This window comes from Pseudomonas sp. MF6776 (genome assembly GCF_016613125.1).
In the GTDB taxonomy this organism is placed as follows: Bacteria; Pseudomonadota; Gammaproteobacteria; order Pseudomonadales; family Pseudomonadaceae; genus Aquipseudomonas; species Aquipseudomonas iridis.
In genome coordinates this window covers 1-15,797 of sequence record NZ_JAENSQ010000042.1, presented here as the reverse complement: position 1 = coordinate 15,797, position 15,797 = coordinate 1, and the positions used below count along the sequence as shown (strand labels likewise).

The 15,797-nt window shown below is 62.5% G+C and carries 12 protein-coding genes; 7 read left to right on the top strand and 5 right to left on the bottom strand.

The features are described from left to right. Positions 1 to 97: 97 nt before the first annotated feature. The 3 genes from JJD74_RS27725 to JJD74_RS27715 form a co-directional block, all read right to left on the bottom strand. A complete protein-coding gene (locus JJD74_RS27725) occupies positions 98 to 1,075 on the bottom strand; it encodes a FecR domain-containing protein (protein ID WP_016487055.1) in 978 nt (325 codons plus the stop codon). Beyond that, on the bottom strand, positions 1,076 to 1,591 hold the full coding sequence (locus JJD74_RS27720; protein WP_069900678.1) for a sigma-70 family RNA polymerase sigma factor: 516 nt from the start codon (positions 1,589 to 1,591) through the stop codon (positions 1,076 to 1,078). A gap of 72 nt (positions 1,592 to 1,663) precedes the next feature. Next, a complete protein-coding gene (locus JJD74_RS27715; RefSeq protein ID WP_069900677.1) occupies positions 1,664 to 2,878 on the bottom strand; it encodes an MFS transporter in 1,215 nt (404 codons plus the stop codon). A 221-nt stretch (positions 2,879 to 3,099) separates the two neighbouring features. Here JJD74_RS27715 and JJD74_RS27710 point away from each other — a divergent pair, with 221 nt between their 5' ends. Continuing rightward, positions 3,100 to 5,322 (top strand): TonB-dependent receptor, encoded by a 2,223-nt coding sequence (locus tag JJD74_RS27710; protein WP_200617379.1) that lies wholly within the window; start codon positions 3,100 to 3,102, stop codon positions 5,320 to 5,322. A gap of 33 nt (positions 5,323 to 5,355) precedes the next feature. Here the strand turns inward: JJD74_RS27710 and JJD74_RS27705 are convergent, their stop codons facing one another. Continuing rightward, positions 5,356 to 6,240, bottom strand: a complete 885-nt coding sequence (locus tag JJD74_RS27705) for a LysR substrate-binding domain-containing protein (RefSeq protein WP_169990547.1) — start codon at positions 6,238 to 6,240, stop codon at positions 5,356 to 5,358. A 145-nt stretch (positions 6,241 to 6,385) separates the two neighbouring features. On the opposite strand from JJD74_RS27705, the gene ydiJ reads away from it, so the two are divergent. The 6 genes from ydiJ to JJD74_RS27675 all read left to right on the top strand — a co-directional run bounded on the left by ydiJ (position 6,386) and on the right by JJD74_RS27675 (position 15,632). Beyond that, positions 6,386 to 9,409 carry a D-2-hydroxyglutarate dehydrogenase YdiJ gene (gene ydiJ / locus JJD74_RS27700; protein WP_169990548.1) on the top strand — a complete coding sequence of 1,008 codons (3,024 nt, stop codon included), beginning with the start codon at positions 6,386 to 6,388 and terminating at the stop codon, positions 9,407 to 9,409. A 230-nt stretch (positions 9,410 to 9,639) separates the two neighbouring features. Next, positions 9,640 to 10,551, top strand: coding sequence for a hypothetical protein (locus tag JJD74_RS27695; protein ID WP_169990549.1), 912 nt, complete (start codon positions 9,640 to 9,642; stop codon positions 10,549 to 10,551). A gap of 190 nt (positions 10,552 to 10,741) precedes the next feature. Then, entirely contained in the window at positions 10,742 to 11,896 is a 1,155-nt protein-coding gene (locus tag JJD74_RS27690) for a DUF1624 domain-containing protein (protein ID WP_200617377.1), read from the top strand. A gap of 347 nt (positions 11,897 to 12,243) precedes the next feature. Continuing rightward, positions 12,244 to 14,805 (top strand): nitrite reductase large subunit NirB, encoded by a 2,562-nt coding sequence (gene nirB / locus JJD74_RS27685; protein WP_200617375.1) that lies wholly within the window; start codon positions 12,244 to 12,246, stop codon positions 14,803 to 14,805. Next, positions 14,805 to 15,173 carry a nitrite reductase small subunit NirD gene (gene nirD, locus JJD74_RS27680; RefSeq protein ID WP_200617373.1) on the top strand — a complete coding sequence of 123 codons (369 nt, stop codon included), beginning with the start codon at positions 14,805 to 14,807 and terminating at the stop codon, positions 15,171 to 15,173. Before nirB ends, nirD begins: the two co-directional genes overlap by 1 nt. An 18-nt stretch (positions 15,174 to 15,191) precedes the next feature. Beyond that, positions 15,192 to 15,632, top strand: coding sequence for a CBS domain-containing protein (locus tag JJD74_RS27675; RefSeq protein WP_200617370.1), 441 nt, complete (start codon positions 15,192 to 15,194; stop codon positions 15,630 to 15,632). 71 nt (positions 15,633 to 15,703) lie between these two features. Here the strand turns inward: JJD74_RS27675 and JJD74_RS27670 are convergent, their stop codons facing one another. Continuing rightward, complete coding sequence (locus tag JJD74_RS27670) at positions 15,704 to 15,787, bottom strand: hypothetical protein (RefSeq protein WP_339325687.1); 84 nt, start codon at positions 15,785 to 15,787, stop codon at positions 15,704 to 15,706. Between the last annotated feature and the right edge of the window lie 10 nt (positions 15,788 to 15,797).

Here is a 15,797-nt window from a genome sequence, read left to right as displayed (position 1 = left end):
GGATGGATGACCCTGTGGCGAGAGGCAATGGAGGTTTCTGTACAGGCCAGCCGAGATCGAAAAAAGTATCAGCCAGCGGCAGATTTTTTTTGGAGACTCAGGCCGGGGACAAGGTGACCCAGTACCCTCGCAGATGAGCGGTGGCGGTGACCGGGTAGGTTTGCACCAGCATGTTCAAGGTGCGCTGGCTGTCGCTGATCGGAAAAGCGCCGGAAATGCGCAGGTCGGCAATCGCCGGGTCGAACCTGACGAAGCCGTGGCGATAGCGGGTGACCTCAGCGACGAAATCCGCCAGGCGCATCTTGTCCGCCATCAGCATGCCCTGGGTCCAGGCGCTGGCGTTACGGTCAGTGGGGTTCGCCGCGCCAAAGGCCTGTGCGGTGAATGCCATGCGTTGTCCGGCATTGACGATCAGGGACTCGGCCTGGCGGTTCTCGGCCAGCACCACTTTGACGGCGCCTTCCAATACCGCAAGGTGGGTGAACGGGCTCAATTGGCGGACGATGAAACGCGTGCCCAGGGCCTGCATGTGGCCCTGTGCGGTACTGACCAGGAAGGGCCGGGCCAGGGGGGAATTGTCCGTGGCGGTCTGCACCAGGATCTCGCCTTCGCGCAGGCGGATCAGGCGCTGCTGGCTGTCGAACAGCACATCGACGGCGGTATTGGTGTTCAGGGTGATGCGAGAGCCATCGGCCAGGGTCCACTCGCGTCGTTCGCCGACGGCGGTGCGGTAATCGGCCGTCCACTGCTGCGATTGCGCCAGTTTCCAACTGCCCCAGCCTACCGGCATCACCGCCAGCAACAATGCCAGCTTGCCGAGGGCCGCACGGCGTTCCGGGTTGCTCGGTCGATCCAGCGCTGACATCGCCAGCGAAGGTGGCAGGCCGCCCAGTTTGCTTTGCAGCAACTGCGCCCGAGCCCAGGCGCGATCACGCTCGGGGCTGCTGACCTTCCAGTGTTCCCACTCGGCGCGTTCGCTGTCGCTCAGGTCGTTTTCACTCAGGCGCATCAGCCATTCGGCGGCTTCTTCGAGGACTTCAGGGGGCAGCGGCGGGTCTTTGCGCAGGATGAGCATTCATTCCACCAGCATCAGGCACTGCACGAACGCCTGCTTCATGTAACGCTTGACGGTGATCAGCGACACGTCCAGTTGATCGGCGATGTCCTGGTATTTCAGGCCATTGAGCTGCGACAGCAGGAACGCCCGCTTGACCAGCGGCGGCAAGGCATCGAGCATCGCGTCGATTTCGTGCAGGGTCTCCAGCACCACGAAATGGGCTTCCGGGGAGGGGGCTTCCTGCGGCGGCAGGTTGGCGAGGGCGTCAAGGTAGGCGCGTTCCAGTGCCTTGCGCTGGTACCAGTTGATCAGGATGCCCTTGGCCACACAGCTGAGGTAGGCACGCGGCTGTTCGATCACCGTGACCTGGGACGCGAGGATGCGCGCGAAGGTGTCCTGTGCCAGGTCGGCCGCATCCATGGCGTTGCCCAGTTTTCGTTTCAACGTCGCATACAGCCAGCCGTGATGGCCACTGTACAGGGCCTCAATCGCACGCAGATGCTGATCTTGATTCGCGGGGAGGGTTTCGCTCATGGCGCCAGGCTGACTTGTAATTGAGAAGTATTCCCAATGCTAGATGACTCGCTACCGGGAAAGCAAGTGCGATCATTGGCCCGATGTCCGCAGGGGCAGGGCGCGCAACGCCACGATGGGCAGCAGTGCGATCAGGTAGGCCGCGCAGACGAACAGGTAGGTGTACTGCAAACCGTAGATCTGGCTGAGCAAGCCACCGGCGCAGATGCCGGCAATCGAGGCGAACTGCGAGATGCCCTGGGCAATCCCCAGCACGTAGCCCTGTTGTGAGCTGTCAGTGGTTTTCGAGATCAGAGCCATCAGTACCGGTGTCGTCGCGCCCAACAATACGCCCCAGACGAAGTACGCCATGACAAATACGCTGGCGTTGCGGGTCACGCCGATCAGCGCGGTCAGGGCGATGCAGGCGATCACCACGTAGCGGATGCGCAGCAGCGAGTCTTGCGCGGTGCGGTGCTCGAAATAACGCGACCATGTCGTTGCACAGAGGATGAAACCCAGCGCCAGCAGGCCATAACACAGGCCGACCACCGAGTTGCTGACCTCGAAGGTCGAGCTGACGTACAGCGAAAACGACGTCTGTGGCAGCATCCGCGCCAACAGCAGAATGCCCATGACACACAACAACGAAAGCACCGGAGAACGGCGCCAGGCAGGGTCGTGGGATTGCCGGGTGGTGGCAGCGGTTTTCTTCACCGGCGGCACATCCGGTAGCGTCACGGCGGCGATCACCGTGCAGACGGCGCACAGGATCGAGGCGATGAGGTTGATCCAGAAAAACGTCGCGTAATCGAGGATCAGCCCGCCGACGACGGCCCCCAGCAAGGACCCGACGTTGGTCGAAATTTGCAGGATCGCGAACAGCCTGGCGCGGCGGGTTGGTGCTTCGATGCTGACGCCGTAGGCCTGGGCGGGGGCGATGTAGCCGGCAAACGCGCCTTGCAGGAATCGCAGCACCAGGATCACCCAGATATCGCTGGCAAAGGCCAGGCCCAGTTGCGTCAGGGACAAGCCGGCGAGGGCGCGGATCATCATCAGCTTGTGACCGTAGCGATCACCGATGCGACCCCAGAATGCGCTGGTCAGCATGATGCCCAGCATGGGCCCGACGTACACGGCGATGCTGGCGAAGCTGAAAAACGAGGCCGAGTCCGTCAAGCCGCGCAGGTGCACCGGCCAGAACGGCCCGCTCATTTCCATCGCGCCCATGGAGACCAACTGGATCGCGAACAGAAGATAAATCAGGACTCTGACGCTCGAGCCCTGAATGACACCGGCGCTGGGCATGGGACAACCTCGCTAGTCGAACGGGAGCGGGGGAGCGGCAGAACATCCTCGCATCACCCGGCCAAACGGCGTGCATTTGACCCGGCTCCGGCGATTGCCGCAACCGGATAAACCCACCACGTGATGCCCGTGAGGAAAAATCGAAGCCGGGTGATACTTTTTTTCGAGCTGGCTGGCATTAGGAGTGATTCCCATTTCCTACCTCCAAGGAACCTCACGCCATGCCTGTTGCCAGTCGACCTTGCGCCGAGCGCGCCCTCACGCTCGCCATCCGCGCGGCCTTGCTCAATGTTGCCCTGATAGCCGGGAGCACCAGCGCCTGGGCCGCCACGGCCGGGCCTTCGGGCAAGCCGGAAAATCCTTCAACCGGTTCGTCGAACGAGGCACCGAACCTGACCCTGGACACCACCAACATCAACGCCCGCTACGCCGGGCCCACCGCGCTGCCCGCAGAGTTCACCGGTGGCCAGGTAGCGCGCGGTGCGCGCCTGGGCATGATGGGCAACAAGGATGTGATGGACACGCCGTTCAGCGTGACCAGCTACACGGCCAAGACCCTGGCCGACCTGCAAACGGTGACCGTGGCCGACGCCCTGCAACGGGATCCTTCGGTGCGCTCCACCGGGCAAACCGGCGGCATCGTCGACTCCTTCTTCATCCGTGGCTTTGCCATCGGCGAAGGCAACCTGGGCGAACTCGCCTACGACGGCGTGTATGGCGTCGCGCCCAACTATCGCGCCTTTACCCAGTACACCGAACGTGTCGAAGTGCTCAAGGGGCCGGGTGCCTTGATGTACGGCATTTCACCCAACAGCGGGGTGGGCGGCGTGATCAACATCGTGCCCAAGCGCCCGCTGGCCGAAGACCTGACCCGCTTTACCGCCAGCTACGAGTCGGACTCCAACGTCGGCGGTCATCTGGATGTCAGCCGCCGCTTCGGCGACGAGAACCAGTTTGGCGTGCGCTTCAACGGCAGTTTGCAGGGTGGCGATACCGCTGTGGATGACCAGGAGCGTGCGGTGAACATCGGCGCCATCGCCCTGGATTATCAGGGTGAGCGCTTGCGCCTGAACCTGGACTTCATCAGCCAGAGCGAAAAATTCGATGGCGCATCACGGCCATTCACCATCGCACCGGGGGTCGAGGTGCCTTCCGCCGCCAATGGTCGTACCAACGTATCGCAGAAGTGGGGCTGGTCCGACACCAAGGAGCAGTCGGCCTTGCTGGGCGGCGAATACGACCTGAACGACAACCTGACCGTGTTCGCCCACGCCGGTGGCGGCAAGTCGGATGTCAAACGCTTGTCCGACCAGGTGCCTCGCATTCTCAACGATGCAGGTGACACCAGTAATATTCCCGGTTACTACAAATTCAACGTCGACCGCTCGACCGCCGATGTGGGCCTTCGCGCACTCTTCGCCACCGGCCCGGTGACCCATACCACGACGCTCATGGCCACCCGTTATCAGGATGAACTGTCCCGAGGCATCACCAACGGTACCGACATCCGTTCCAACTTCTACCACCCGGTTGACGTGCCCAAACAGTACCTGGCTGCGCCGAAGGTGCTGCGCGTTTCCGAATCGGAACTGTCCGGCGTGGCGTTCACCGATACCCTGGGCATGTTGGATGACCGCATCCAGTTGACGCTTGGTGTGCGCCGCCAGGACATCGAATCGCGTAACTACAACGCCGCCGGCTCAGTCAGTTCGCGCTATGACGACAGCGCCACGACGCCGCTGGTGGGCGTGGTGGTCAAACCGTGGGAAGACGTGTCGCTGTACTACAACTATGTCGAAGGCCTGAGCAAAGGTGACATCGCCCCCGGCACGGCGGCCAACGCCGGTGAAACCTTCGCTCCGTATGAGTCCAAGCAGCATGAATTGGGGGTGAAGTATGAGCACGGTACGTTCATGACCACCCTGGCCCTGTTCCAGATCGAAAAACCGAGCGGCGAAGTGGGTGCGAACAATGTGTTTTCGGTGCAGGCCGAACAGCGCAACCGTGGCGTCGAACTCAGCGTATTCGGCGAAGTGGCACCCGGCACCCGCCTGATGGGCGGCGTGACCTTCCTCGACGGCGAACTGACGGACTCGGCCACTGCGGCCAACCGCGGCAACAAACCGGTCGGCGTACCCGACATCCAGGCCAACCTCTGGGCCGAATGGGACACCCCTTGGCTGGAAGGCTTCACCCTGACCGGCGGCGCCATCTACACCGACAGCCAATACGTCAACCAGGCCAACACCCAGGAACTGGATGCCTGGACCCGCATCGACGCCGGCGCGCGCTACGCCACCAAAATCGAAGGCCGGCCAACGACGTTCCGCGCCACCGTGCAAAACGTCTTCGACCGCGAATACTGGTCGGGCGTGGCCTCGTATGGGGCGTTCTCCCAGGGGTATCCGCGTACGTTGCAGTTGTCGGCGACGGTGGATTTCTGAGGAGGGTCAGGCGGTGGCTTTAGGCTTGTTCGTTCAAATTTGCGCAAGCAACCACGAACGAAACGCCACCAGCGACGGCAGCATTTCGTTGCGTGGCGGGTAGGCCAGGTAATAGCTGCGCTGGCTGGCGAAGGGCAGGTCGAGGCTGATCAGCTCGCCGTTGGCCAGTTCGTCGGTGACGAGGATGCGCGGCACCAGGCCGATGCCGATGCCGGCCCTGACCGCCTGGATCAGGTGCGAGGTCAGTTCGAAGCTCGGCCCCAGGCGCATCATGCGATGGGGCAGGTGGTGATGGCTGAACCACTCGCCCCAGACGTTGGCGTTGGTGGCGACATTGAGCAGGGTCTGCGCGCCGATGCGCTCAGCCGACCAGTCCTGCTGGGCTGCGGCGGCTTGGGGGGAGATCACCACCAGCAGTTCTTCGGTGTGCAGCCGGTGGCTGATCAGGCCGGGCAAGTCGCTGGAGCCGACGACGATGGCGGCATCGATGCCGCTGGATTCGAAGTCGATGGTGTCGATCCGCGAATGGATGTGCACCAGCATGCCGGGGTGGTTCTTGTAGAAATCGTGCAGGCGCGGTAACAACCATTTCGAGCCGAAGGTCGGCAGGGTGGCCAGGCGCAGGGTGCCGCTGCCGGACTGATAGGCCATGGCCTGCAAGGTCGCGCTGCGAATACGCCCGAGCGCTTCGCTCATTTCCCGTTGATACAGTCGGCCGACATCGGTCAATTGCACCTGGCGCCCTTCGCGGCGGAACAGGGTCAGGCCCAATTGCTGCTCCAACGCCTGTACCTGTCGGCTCACCGCGCTTTGGGTCAGCGACAGTTCCATGGCGGCGCGGGTGTAGCTTTCATGGCGGGCGGCGGCTTCAAACGCCAGCAGCAGCGACATCGACGGCGTGAGATGGCGGTAATTCATTCATAAAACTCATCGATAGCGGCAGAAATATCCGTTTGTTGCGTGACCGAGCCTGCGGGATCATTGGCGTCTATAACGACCTGAGGCTGATCTATTAATGCTCAGGCGACAAGTATCATGAAATTTCCGTGAAGAGACCACCGCCATGATCGCCCAGCTGACGACCGCGTCCCCCGCGCAGCACTACCCGGAATTCCTCCAGGCCCTGCAAGCCAGCGGCTTTCGCGGCCAGCTCAGCGCCGACTATGCCACCCGTACCGTGCTGGCCACCGACAACTCGATCTATCAGCGCCTGCCGCAAGCGGCGGTGTTTCCGCTGGACGCCGACGACATCGTGCGCATCGCGACGTTGATGGCCGAACCTCGTTTCCAGCAGATCAAACTGACGCCACGGGGCGGCGGTACCGGGACCAACGGTCAGTCGCTGACCGACGGCATCGTCGTCGATCTCTCGCGCCACATGAACACGGTGCTCGAGATCAACGTCGAAGAGCGCTGGGTGCGCGTGCAGGCGGGCGTGGTCAAAGACCAGCTCAATGCTGCGCTCAAGCCCCACGGCCTGTTCTTCGCCCCGGAACTGTCCACCTCCAACCGCGCCACCGTAGGCGGCATGATCAACACCGACGCCAGCGGGCAGGGCAGTTGCACCTATGGCAAGACTCGCGATCACGTGCTGGAACTCGACAGCGTACTGCTGGGTGGCGAGCGTCTGCACAGCCAGCCGCTCGGCGAAGCGGAGCTGGAGGCGGTGTGCGCCCAGCAAGGACGCATTGGCGAGGTGTACCGCACCGCACGGCACATCCAGGAAACCCAGGCCGATCTGATCGAGTCGGTGTTTCCCAAACTCAACCGTTGCCTGACCGGCTATGACCTGGCGCACCTGCGTGACGAACAAGGTCGGTTCAACCTCAACAGCGTGCTGTGCGGCGCCGAAGGCTCGCTGGGCTACATCGTCGAAGCCAAGCTCAACGTGCTGCCGATCCCCAAGTATTCGGTGCTGGTCAACGTGCGCTACAGCAGCTTCATGGACGCGCTGCGCGATGCCAACGCACTGCTGGCGCACAAGCCGCTGTCGATTGAAACCGTCGATTCCAAGGTGCTGCTGCTGGCGATGAAGGACATCGTCTGGCACAGCGTCGCCGAGTATTTCCCCAGCGACCCCGAGCGCGCCACCCTGGGTATCAACCTGGTGGAGTTCAGCGGCGAAGACGTGGCGCAGGTCAACGCCGACGTGGCGGCATTCGTCGAACACCTGCAAGCCGACAAGACCATCGAGCGCCTGGGCCACACCCTGGCCGAAGGCGCCGAAGCGGTGACCCGCGTCTACACCATGCGCAAGCGTTCGGTGGGGCTGCTGGGTAACGTCGAGGGCGAAGTGCGCCCGCAGCCGTTCGTGGAAGACACCGCCGTGCCGCCGGAGAAGCTCGCCGACTACATCGCCGAGTTTCGCGCCTTGCTCGACAGCCATGGCCTGGCCTATGGCATGTTCGGCCACGTCGACGCCGGGGTGCTGCACGTGCGCCCGGCGCTGGACATGAAGGACTCGGCCCAGGCGGCGCTGGTCAAGCCGATCTCCGATGCCGTGGCCGAGCTGACCCAGCGTTATGGCGGCCTGCTGTGGGGCGAGCACGGCAAGGGCCTGCGTTCGGAATACGTCCCGGCGTTTTTCGGCGAGCTGTACCCGGCGCTGCAATCGCTCAAGGGCGCGTTCGATCCGCATAACCAGCTCAACCCCGGCAAGATCTGCACGCCGCCGGACGCCGAACAGGGTTTGCTCAAGGTCAACGAGGTGACCCTGCGTGGCGACCTCGACCGGCAGATCGACGAGCGCGTCTGGCAGAGCTTCGGCAGCGCCGTGCACTGCAACGGCAACGGCGCCTGCTACAACTACGACCCTAACGACGCCATGTGCCCGTCGTGGAAAGCGACCCGCGAGCGCCAGCATTCACCCAAGGGCAGGGCGTCGTTGATCCGTGAGTGGCTGCGTCTGCAAGGGGCGGCCAATATCGACGTGCTGGCGGCGGCACGCAGCAAGGTGTCGTGGCTCAGTGGCTTGCCTGCGCGGCTGCGCAATAACCTGGCGCGCGCCCGTGGCGAGGCGGACTTCTCCCATGAAGTCTACGACGCGATGGCGGGTTGCCTGGCCTGTAAATCCTGTGCCGGACAGTGTCCGATCAAGGTCAACGTGCCGGAATTTCGTTCGCGTTTCCTTGAGCTGTACCACGGTCGTTATCAACGCCCGTTGCGCGATTACCTGATCGGCTCGCTGGAGTTCACCATCCCTTACATGGCCTATGCACCGGGCCTGTATAACGCGGTGATGGGGTCGAAATGGATCAGTCGTCTGCTTGAGCGCCACGTCGGTATGCTCGACAGTCCGCTGCTGCATCGCTTCGACCTGCAAAACACGTTGACCTGTTGCAAGGTCGCGGTGGCCAGCGTGCCGGCCCTGCGCGAACTGACTGCTGCGCAGCGTGACCGCAGTGTGGTGCTGGTACAGGACGCCTTCACCCGTTACTTCGAAACGCCATTGCTGGCCAACTTCATCCAGTTGGCGCATCAGCTGGGTTACCGGGTGTTCCTGGCGCCCTACAGTGCCAACGGCAAGCCATTGCATGTGCAGGGCTTTCTCGGCGCGTTCGCCAAGGCGGCGATTCGCAATGCCACTCAACTGAAGGCGCTGGCTGACTGCGGCGTGCCTTTGGTCGGCCTGGACCCGGCGATGACCCTGGTCTATCGCCAGGAATATCAGAAAGTGCCGGGGCTCGAAGGCTGCCCGAACGTGCTGCTGCCTCAGGAGTGGTTGCTGGATGCGCTGCCGGATAATCCTCGTCCGGTCAGTCAGACCTTCCGTTTGCTGGCCCATTGCACCGAGAAAACCAACGCCCCGGCCAGCACTGGGCAGTGGCAAGCAGTGTTCGCCAAGCTTGGGCTGAAACTGGTGACGGAAGCGACGGGGTGCTGCGGCATGTCCGGCACCTACGGCCACGAAGCGCGCAACCAGGAAACTTCGCGAACGATTTTCGAGCAGTCCTGGGCCGGCAAGCTGGACAAGCCTGGCGAGGCCCTGGCCACCGGGTACTCCTGCCGCAGCCAGGTCAAGCGCCAGGCAGACAAGCAATTGCGCCATCCGCTGGAGGCGTTGCTGGAGCATTGTGGGCGCAGCTAACCGGACCTGCTTGCACCCCCCCCCTCTGTAGGAGCGAGCTTGCTCGCGATAGCGGTGTGACATTCAACATGGATGTCGGCTGATCCACCGCAATCGCGAGCAAGCTCGCTCCTACAGGGGACGCGGTAGCTTCGGATCCACTGATCCGCACTTTTTTGTCCCGCCTGCCACTGTCGCCAAGCCCTGCGCGCTTCTAAAGTCGAGGGATCTTCCCAAGGGAAACCCCGCCCATGTACAGCCCGTTCGCTGTTCCAGGCTCCGCTCGACAATTTCATGATCGTCTCTACGCCGGCGAAATCCTGCGCATCAACGAGGCGCCGGCCATGCTCGCCCTGGTCGAGCACACCCGGGCGATGCTTGAAGAAGCGCTGCATCCCTGGCCGCCGACCCACATCCATCGCCATCTGAACCACGAACAACAGGCCGTGCTGTTCGCCAAATGCCAGGGCGCTTTTGCCGGTTCTCGCGAGATTCAGGGGCTGTGGCGAGCGGTCATCGAAAGCCAGGGCCTTGAGGCGCAGGCACTGGCCTGCGACCGATTGCACCTGCGCTTCCAGCCGCACCGCGAAGCTGATGCGCGTGCCTCACGGGCACGAGTGACGGCAACCATTGCATTTCACCGAGACACCTGGGGTTCGAACCTGTACGCGCAGACTAACTGGTGGGCGCCGATCTATCCGATCACGGCAGGGCGAACGTTTGCGATTTACCCCAACCTCTGGCAGCGCGCACTGCGCAATTCCAGCGCCGATTTCGATATGCGCGCCATTCTCCAGCGTTCCCACCAGGACGGGCGCAACACGGTGGATGCCGATGAGGCCATCCCGCATTTGCTGGAACCGATCGATGGGCAAGAGGGCATTGCGGTGCAAATCGAGCCGGGCAGCCTGATCGCCTTTTCCGGCGCGCACGCCCACGCCGGCGTTGGCAACAGCACCGGGCTGACGCGCATCTCGTTCGAAACCCGCTCGGTGTTGATCGCCGACGTCCTGGCCGGGCTCGGCGCGCCGAACGTCGACGGTGATGCGCCCTGGCAAACACCCGGGCTGTTCCGCCGCATGAGCGACGGCCAGCGCCTGAACGATGTCCTGGGCTGTCACTTCATCGAACCCTACCACCGCTCCCACAGGGATTTGGGCTAAACACACATTCTGTGAGCGGCCCGGCCTCCTGTAGGAGCGAGCTTGCTCGCGATAGCGGTGGGGCAGTCAGCGTTGATGTCGGCGGTGCCATCGCGAGCAAGCTCGCTCTTACAAGGCTTCGGAAATGCTTGAGATGTTATAGGGTAACAATATAAGGTGCTCGCCCCCGTTCCTGTAATGCGAATACCCCATGACCCTCGCACCACCGCGTTCCACCGTCGTCCGGCTTCTGAGCATCGATGCACTCAGAGGCCTGGTGATTCTGTTCATGCTGCTCGACCACGTGCGCGAAACCTTCTTCCTGCACCATCAGGTCGGCGATCCCATGAACGTTGCCACCACTGAACCCGCGTTGTTCTTCAGTCGCACCCTGGCGCACCTGTGTGCCCCGGTGTTCGTGCTGCTCACTGGTCTGTCGGCTTGGCTGTACGGCGAAAAGTATGCGGGCAAGGGCGACGTCAGTCGTTTTCTGTTCAAGCGCGGGCTGTTCCTGGTGGTGCTCGAATTCACCCTGGTCAATTTCGCCTGGACCTTCCAACTGCCGCCAAGCGTCATTTACCTGCAAGTGATCTGGGCCATCGGCCTGAGCATGATCGCGTTGTCGGCGCTGGTCTGGTTGCCGCGTCCGGTGTTGTTGCTCTTGAGCGTCGCGATCATCGCCGGGCACAACCTGTTGGACACACTGCATTTCCCGATCGAATCGGCCATGCACATTCCCTGGGCGATCGTGCATGATCGTGGCTGGATCGAAATCACCGAAGGCCTGCGCCTGCGTACCTCCTATCCGCTGTTACCGTGGATCGGCGTGATCGGCCTGGGCTACGCCATGGGGCCGTGGTTCGGGAAAATAGCCGATGCCGGCGCACGTCAACGCGCGTTGCTGATCAGTGGGGTCGTCGGTCTGGCCGGGTTCTTGGCCTTGCGTTTACTCAACGGCTATGGCGAAAAATCCTGGAGCGTGGGCGAGTCGCCCGTGCAAACGCTGATGAGCTTTTTCAACATCACGAAATACCCGCCGTCGTTGTTGTTCCTGGCCTTGACCCTTAGCGTCGGCTGCTTGCTGCTCCTGTGGTTTGAACGGCAACGTCCATGGTTGCGTCCGCTGGCGGTGTTCGGTTCGGCGCCGATGTTCTTCTACCTGCTGCACCTGTACGCACTGAAAGTGCTGTACCTCATTGCGGTCGCGCTGTTCGGCCTGAATCAGGGCAACTGGTTTGGTTTCAGTTCGATAGGTGCGGTGTGGTTGACAGCGGTGTTGCTGGCCATCGTCCTGTATCCACCGGTCAAGGCCTTCGCCGCATTGAAGGCGCGCCGTCGCGACCTTGCCTGGCTCAAATACCTTTGACCGTGCACTTTTATAAAGCCCCATTGCTGTGCGTTGCACTATGCGAAGGCAAAACACGAGGGCGACAGGGACTGGAAACCTGACGCCCAAGTGCCCGTAAATCGGGGCGTTCAGCCACGATGGACGGGATCTGGCACAAACACTGCAATACACCTGGCAGGCCCACCACAAACGCAGTCGAGTGGGCAGCTCGCTCGGTCAACGACGATCGAAACAAGGGCGACATCGGTGGATCAGGCATAGCTGTCTGGGCTCAACACCGCAAAAGAACAGGCAAAGACGCCTGGAACCGCAAGGTTTCAGGCGTTTTTTTTTGCTTTTTGAACCGTTTTAGCCAGGTGCTCCTTATGAACTCCAATGTTGCCGCGTTGAACAAATTGCAAACGCTGATCGTGATCGGCAATGGCATGGTTGGCCATCACTGCGTCGAACAGTTGATCGAGAAGGGCGCGCTTGAGCACTACCAAATCCATGTGTTCAGCGAAGAGCCGATGCGTGCCTACGATCGCGTGCATCTGTCGGAGTACTTCACCGGTCGCGACGCCGAATCCCTGGCCCTGGGCGATGCCGCGTTGTACCACACGCCCGGCGTAACCCTGCACCTGGGCGTGCCGGTGCTGGAAATCGACCGTGCCACCCGCCATGTGGTCACCGCACAAGGCGGCATCGCCTACGACAAACTGATCCTGGCCACCGGCTCCTATCCGTTCGTGCCACCGGTGGAAGGCGCCGAGGGCAATTCGCGCCTGGTGTATCGCACCCTCGAAGACCTTGACGCCATCCGCGCCGCGGCCGCCAATGCCCGTCGTGGTGTGGTGGTCGGCGGCGGCCTGTTGGGCCTGGAAGCGGCCAATGCCCTGAAAAGCCTGGGCCTGGAAGCCCACGTTGTGGAGTTCGCCCCGCGCCTGATGCCGGTGCAACTGGACGACATGGGTGGCCTGGCACTCAAGGCTCAGATCGAACGCCTGGGCGTCGGTGTGCACCTGTCCCGCGCCACGCAGTCGATCAGCGCCGGTGACGAGTATCGCTATCGGATGAATTTCGCCAACGACGAATTCCTGGAAACCGACCTGATCGTGTTCTCCGCTGGCATCCGTGCACAAGATGCGCTGGCTCGCCAGTGCGCGCTGGAGATCGGCCCGCGCGGCGGTGCCGTCATCGACAACCATTGCCTGAGCAGTGATCCACATATCTACGCCATCGGTGAATGTGCCTCGTGGAACGGCAGCCTGTTCGGCCTGGTCGCGCCGGGTTACCAGATGGCGCGCAACGTCGCTGCCCAGTTGTGCAACGAGGTGGCAGAACCCTTCATGGGCGCCGACATGTCGACCAAGCTCAAGTTGCTGGGTGTGGACGTGGGTTCCATCGGCGACGCCCAGGGCAGCACCCCGGGCTCGCGCAGCTTCCAGTTCATCGACGAAACCAGCGCCAGCTACCGCCGGCTGGTGGTGGATGCCTCGGGCAAATACGTGATCGGCGCGGTGCTGGTCGGCGACAACAGCTACTACGACACCTTGCTGCAATACGCCCAGAACGCGATTGCCTTGCCAGCGGAACCGGCCGGCCTGATCCTGCCGACCTCCGAAGGCGCACCGACCCTGGGCCCAGGCGCATTACCGGAGTCGGCGACCATCTGCTCGTGCCACAACGTCACCAAGGGCTCCATCTGCTCAGCCATCGACGGCGGCTGCACCGACCTCGGCCTGCTCAAATCGCAAACCAAGGCGTGCACCGGTTGCGGTGGTTGCGCCGGGCTGCTCAAGCAGGTCTTCGAACATGAGCTGATCGCTCGCGGCGTCAGCGTCGACAAGAGCCTGTGCGAACACTTCGCCTACACCCGTCAGGAGTTGTACGCGTTGGTGCGAGTGGAAGGGGTGATCAGCTTCGAAGAGCTGCTGGCCAAGCATGGCCGTGGCCACATTGGCTGCGACATCTGCAAGCCTGCCGTCGGTTCGATCCTCGCGTCCTGCTGGAACCAGCCGATCATGGACGCTTCGCTCGTGCCGTTGCAGGACACCAACGACACCTTCATGGCCAACATGCAGAAAAACGGCACCTATTCGGTGGTGCCGCGCATTCCCGGTGGCGAAATCACCGCCGACAAGCTGATCGCCATCGGCGTGGTGGCGAAAAAGTACGACCTCTACACCAAGATCACCGGCGGGCAGCGCATCGACCTGTTCGGCGCGCAACTGCACGAATTGCCGGACATCTGGGCCGAGCTGATCGAAGCCGGCTTCGAAACCGGGCATGCCTATGGCAAGTCGACCCGTACGGTCAAATCCTGCGTCGGCAGTACCTGGTGCCGCTACGGCGTGCAGGACAGCGTGCAAATGGCCCTGACCCTCGAAGACCGCTACAAAGGCCTGCGCTCGCCGCACAAGCTCAAGTTCGCGGTGTCCGGCTGCACTCGCGAATGCGCCGAAGCGCAGAGCAAGGACGTCGGCGTGATCGCCACCGAGAAGGGCTGGAACCTGTACATCGCCGGCAACGGCGGCATGCGCCCGCGTCACGCCGAACTGTTCGCCACTGACCTGGACGACGACACGCTGATCCGCTACATCGACCGCTTCCTGATGTTCTACATCCGCACCGCCGACAAGCTGCAACGCACTTCGGTATGGCGCGAAAGCCTGGAAGGCGGCCTGGACTACCTCAAGGACGTCATCATCGACGACAGCCTGGGGCTGGGGGCCGAGCTCGAATCGCAGATGCAACTAGTGGTCGACCGCTACGAATGCGAGTGGGCCAACGCCCTGCAAGACCCGGAAAAACTCAAGCGCTTCCGCACCTTCGTCAACGACAAACGCCCGGACCCGGACATTCACTTTGTCCAGGAACGTGGTCAGCGGCGCCCGATCATGGCCGCCGAACTCAACCTTATCCCGGTCACCGAGGAGACAGTCTGATGAGCCAATTCAATACCCAACGCGTGCAAGCGCTCGACACCTGGCAAACCGTGTGCGGCCAACAGGATCTGGTCAGCAACTCCGGTGTAGTGGTCTGGCTGGACGGTGCCCAGGTGGCGCTGTTCTACCTGCCCGGCGCCGAGGGCAAGACCTTGTTCGCCATCGATAACCATGACCCGCAATCCGGGGCCAACGTGATCGGTCGGGGCCTGGTTGGCAGCATCAAGGGTGACCTGGTGGTGGCGTCGCCGATCTACAAGCAGCATTTTCGCCTGGAAGACGGCAGCTGCCTGGAATACCCGCAACAACGCCTGCGCGTCTGGCCGGTGCGGTTGAACGGTGATGCGGTGGAAGTCGGCATTTATTGACGGCGCCAGGAGACGTTTATGAAAACAGCCGCACAGTTGCTCAAAACCAAGGTCGTGCAAAACCAGCAGGTTCACAGCATTGCCCCGGACCAGATGGTGCTCGATGCCTTGAAACTGATGGCCGAGAAGAACGTCGGCGCTTTGCCGGTGATCGAGGCGGGCCAGGTGGTCGGGGTGATCAGCGAGCGTGATTATGCGCGCAAAGTGGTGCTGCAGGGCCGCTCATCCGTGGGTACGCCGGTGCGCGCGATCATGAGCGCACCGGTGGTGACCGCCGACAGTCAGCAGAGCATCGAGCGTTGCATGGCGGTGATGACCGACAGCCACCTTCGTCACTTGCCGGTGGTGGAGGGCGGTGCGCTGATCGGCTTGCTGTCGATTGGCGACCTGGTCAAGGAAGCCATCGTCGAACAGACCGACCTGATTCGCCAACTGGAGCACTACATCCGCGGGCACTAGGACTACCGGGAGATGATCCCGTGATCGATGGCGTACTTGGGGTCGTCTCAGAAAACGGAAAATAAAGCACGCTAAGCGTGCGTGGAGGCTGGCACCCAGCGGTACAGCGTCGGAATGGACACGCCGAGGTTCTTGGCCACGTCCTTGGGCGGCACCCCGCTGGCC

Bases quoted from the DNA above. Each gene is read 5' to 3' on its own strand.
- JJD74_RS27675 (WP_200617370.1), top strand. From the start codon at position 15,192: ATGAAAACAGCCGCACAGTTGCTCAAAACCAAGGTCGTGCAAAACCAG.
- JJD74_RS27690 (WP_200617377.1), top strand. From the start codon at position 10,742: ATGACCCTCGCACCACCGCGTTCCACCGTCGTCCGGCTTCTGAGCATC.
- JJD74_RS27710 (WP_200617379.1), top strand. From the start codon at position 3,100: ATGCCTGTTGCCAGTCGACCTTGCGCCGAGCGCGCCCTCACGCTCGCC.
- nirB (WP_200617375.1), top strand. From the start codon at position 12,244: ATGAACTCCAATGTTGCCGCGTTGAACAAATTGCAAACGCTGATCGTG.
- ydiJ (WP_169990548.1), top strand. From the start codon at position 6,386: ATGATCGCCCAGCTGACGACCGCGTCCCCCGCGCAGCACTACCCGGAA.
- JJD74_RS27705 (WP_169990547.1), bottom strand. From the start codon at position 6,240: ATGAATTACCGCCATCTCACGCCGTCGATGTCGCTGCTGCTGGCGTTT.
- JJD74_RS27720 (WP_069900678.1), bottom strand. From the start codon at position 1,591: ATGAGCGAAACCCTCCCCGCGAATCAAGATCAGCATCTGCGTGCGATT.
- JJD74_RS27725 (WP_016487055.1), bottom strand. From the start codon at position 1,075: ATGCTCATCCTGCGCAAAGACCCGCCGCTGCCCCCTGAAGTCCTCGAA.
- JJD74_RS27715 (WP_069900677.1), bottom strand. From the start codon at position 2,878: ATGCCCAGCGCCGGTGTCATTCAGGGCTCGAGCGTCAGAGTCCTGATT.
- JJD74_RS27695 (WP_169990549.1), top strand. From the start codon at position 9,640: ATGTACAGCCCGTTCGCTGTTCCAGGCTCCGCTCGACAATTTCATGAT.
- nirD (WP_200617373.1), top strand. From the start codon at position 14,805: ATGAGCCAATTCAATACCCAACGCGTGCAAGCGCTCGACACCTGGCAA.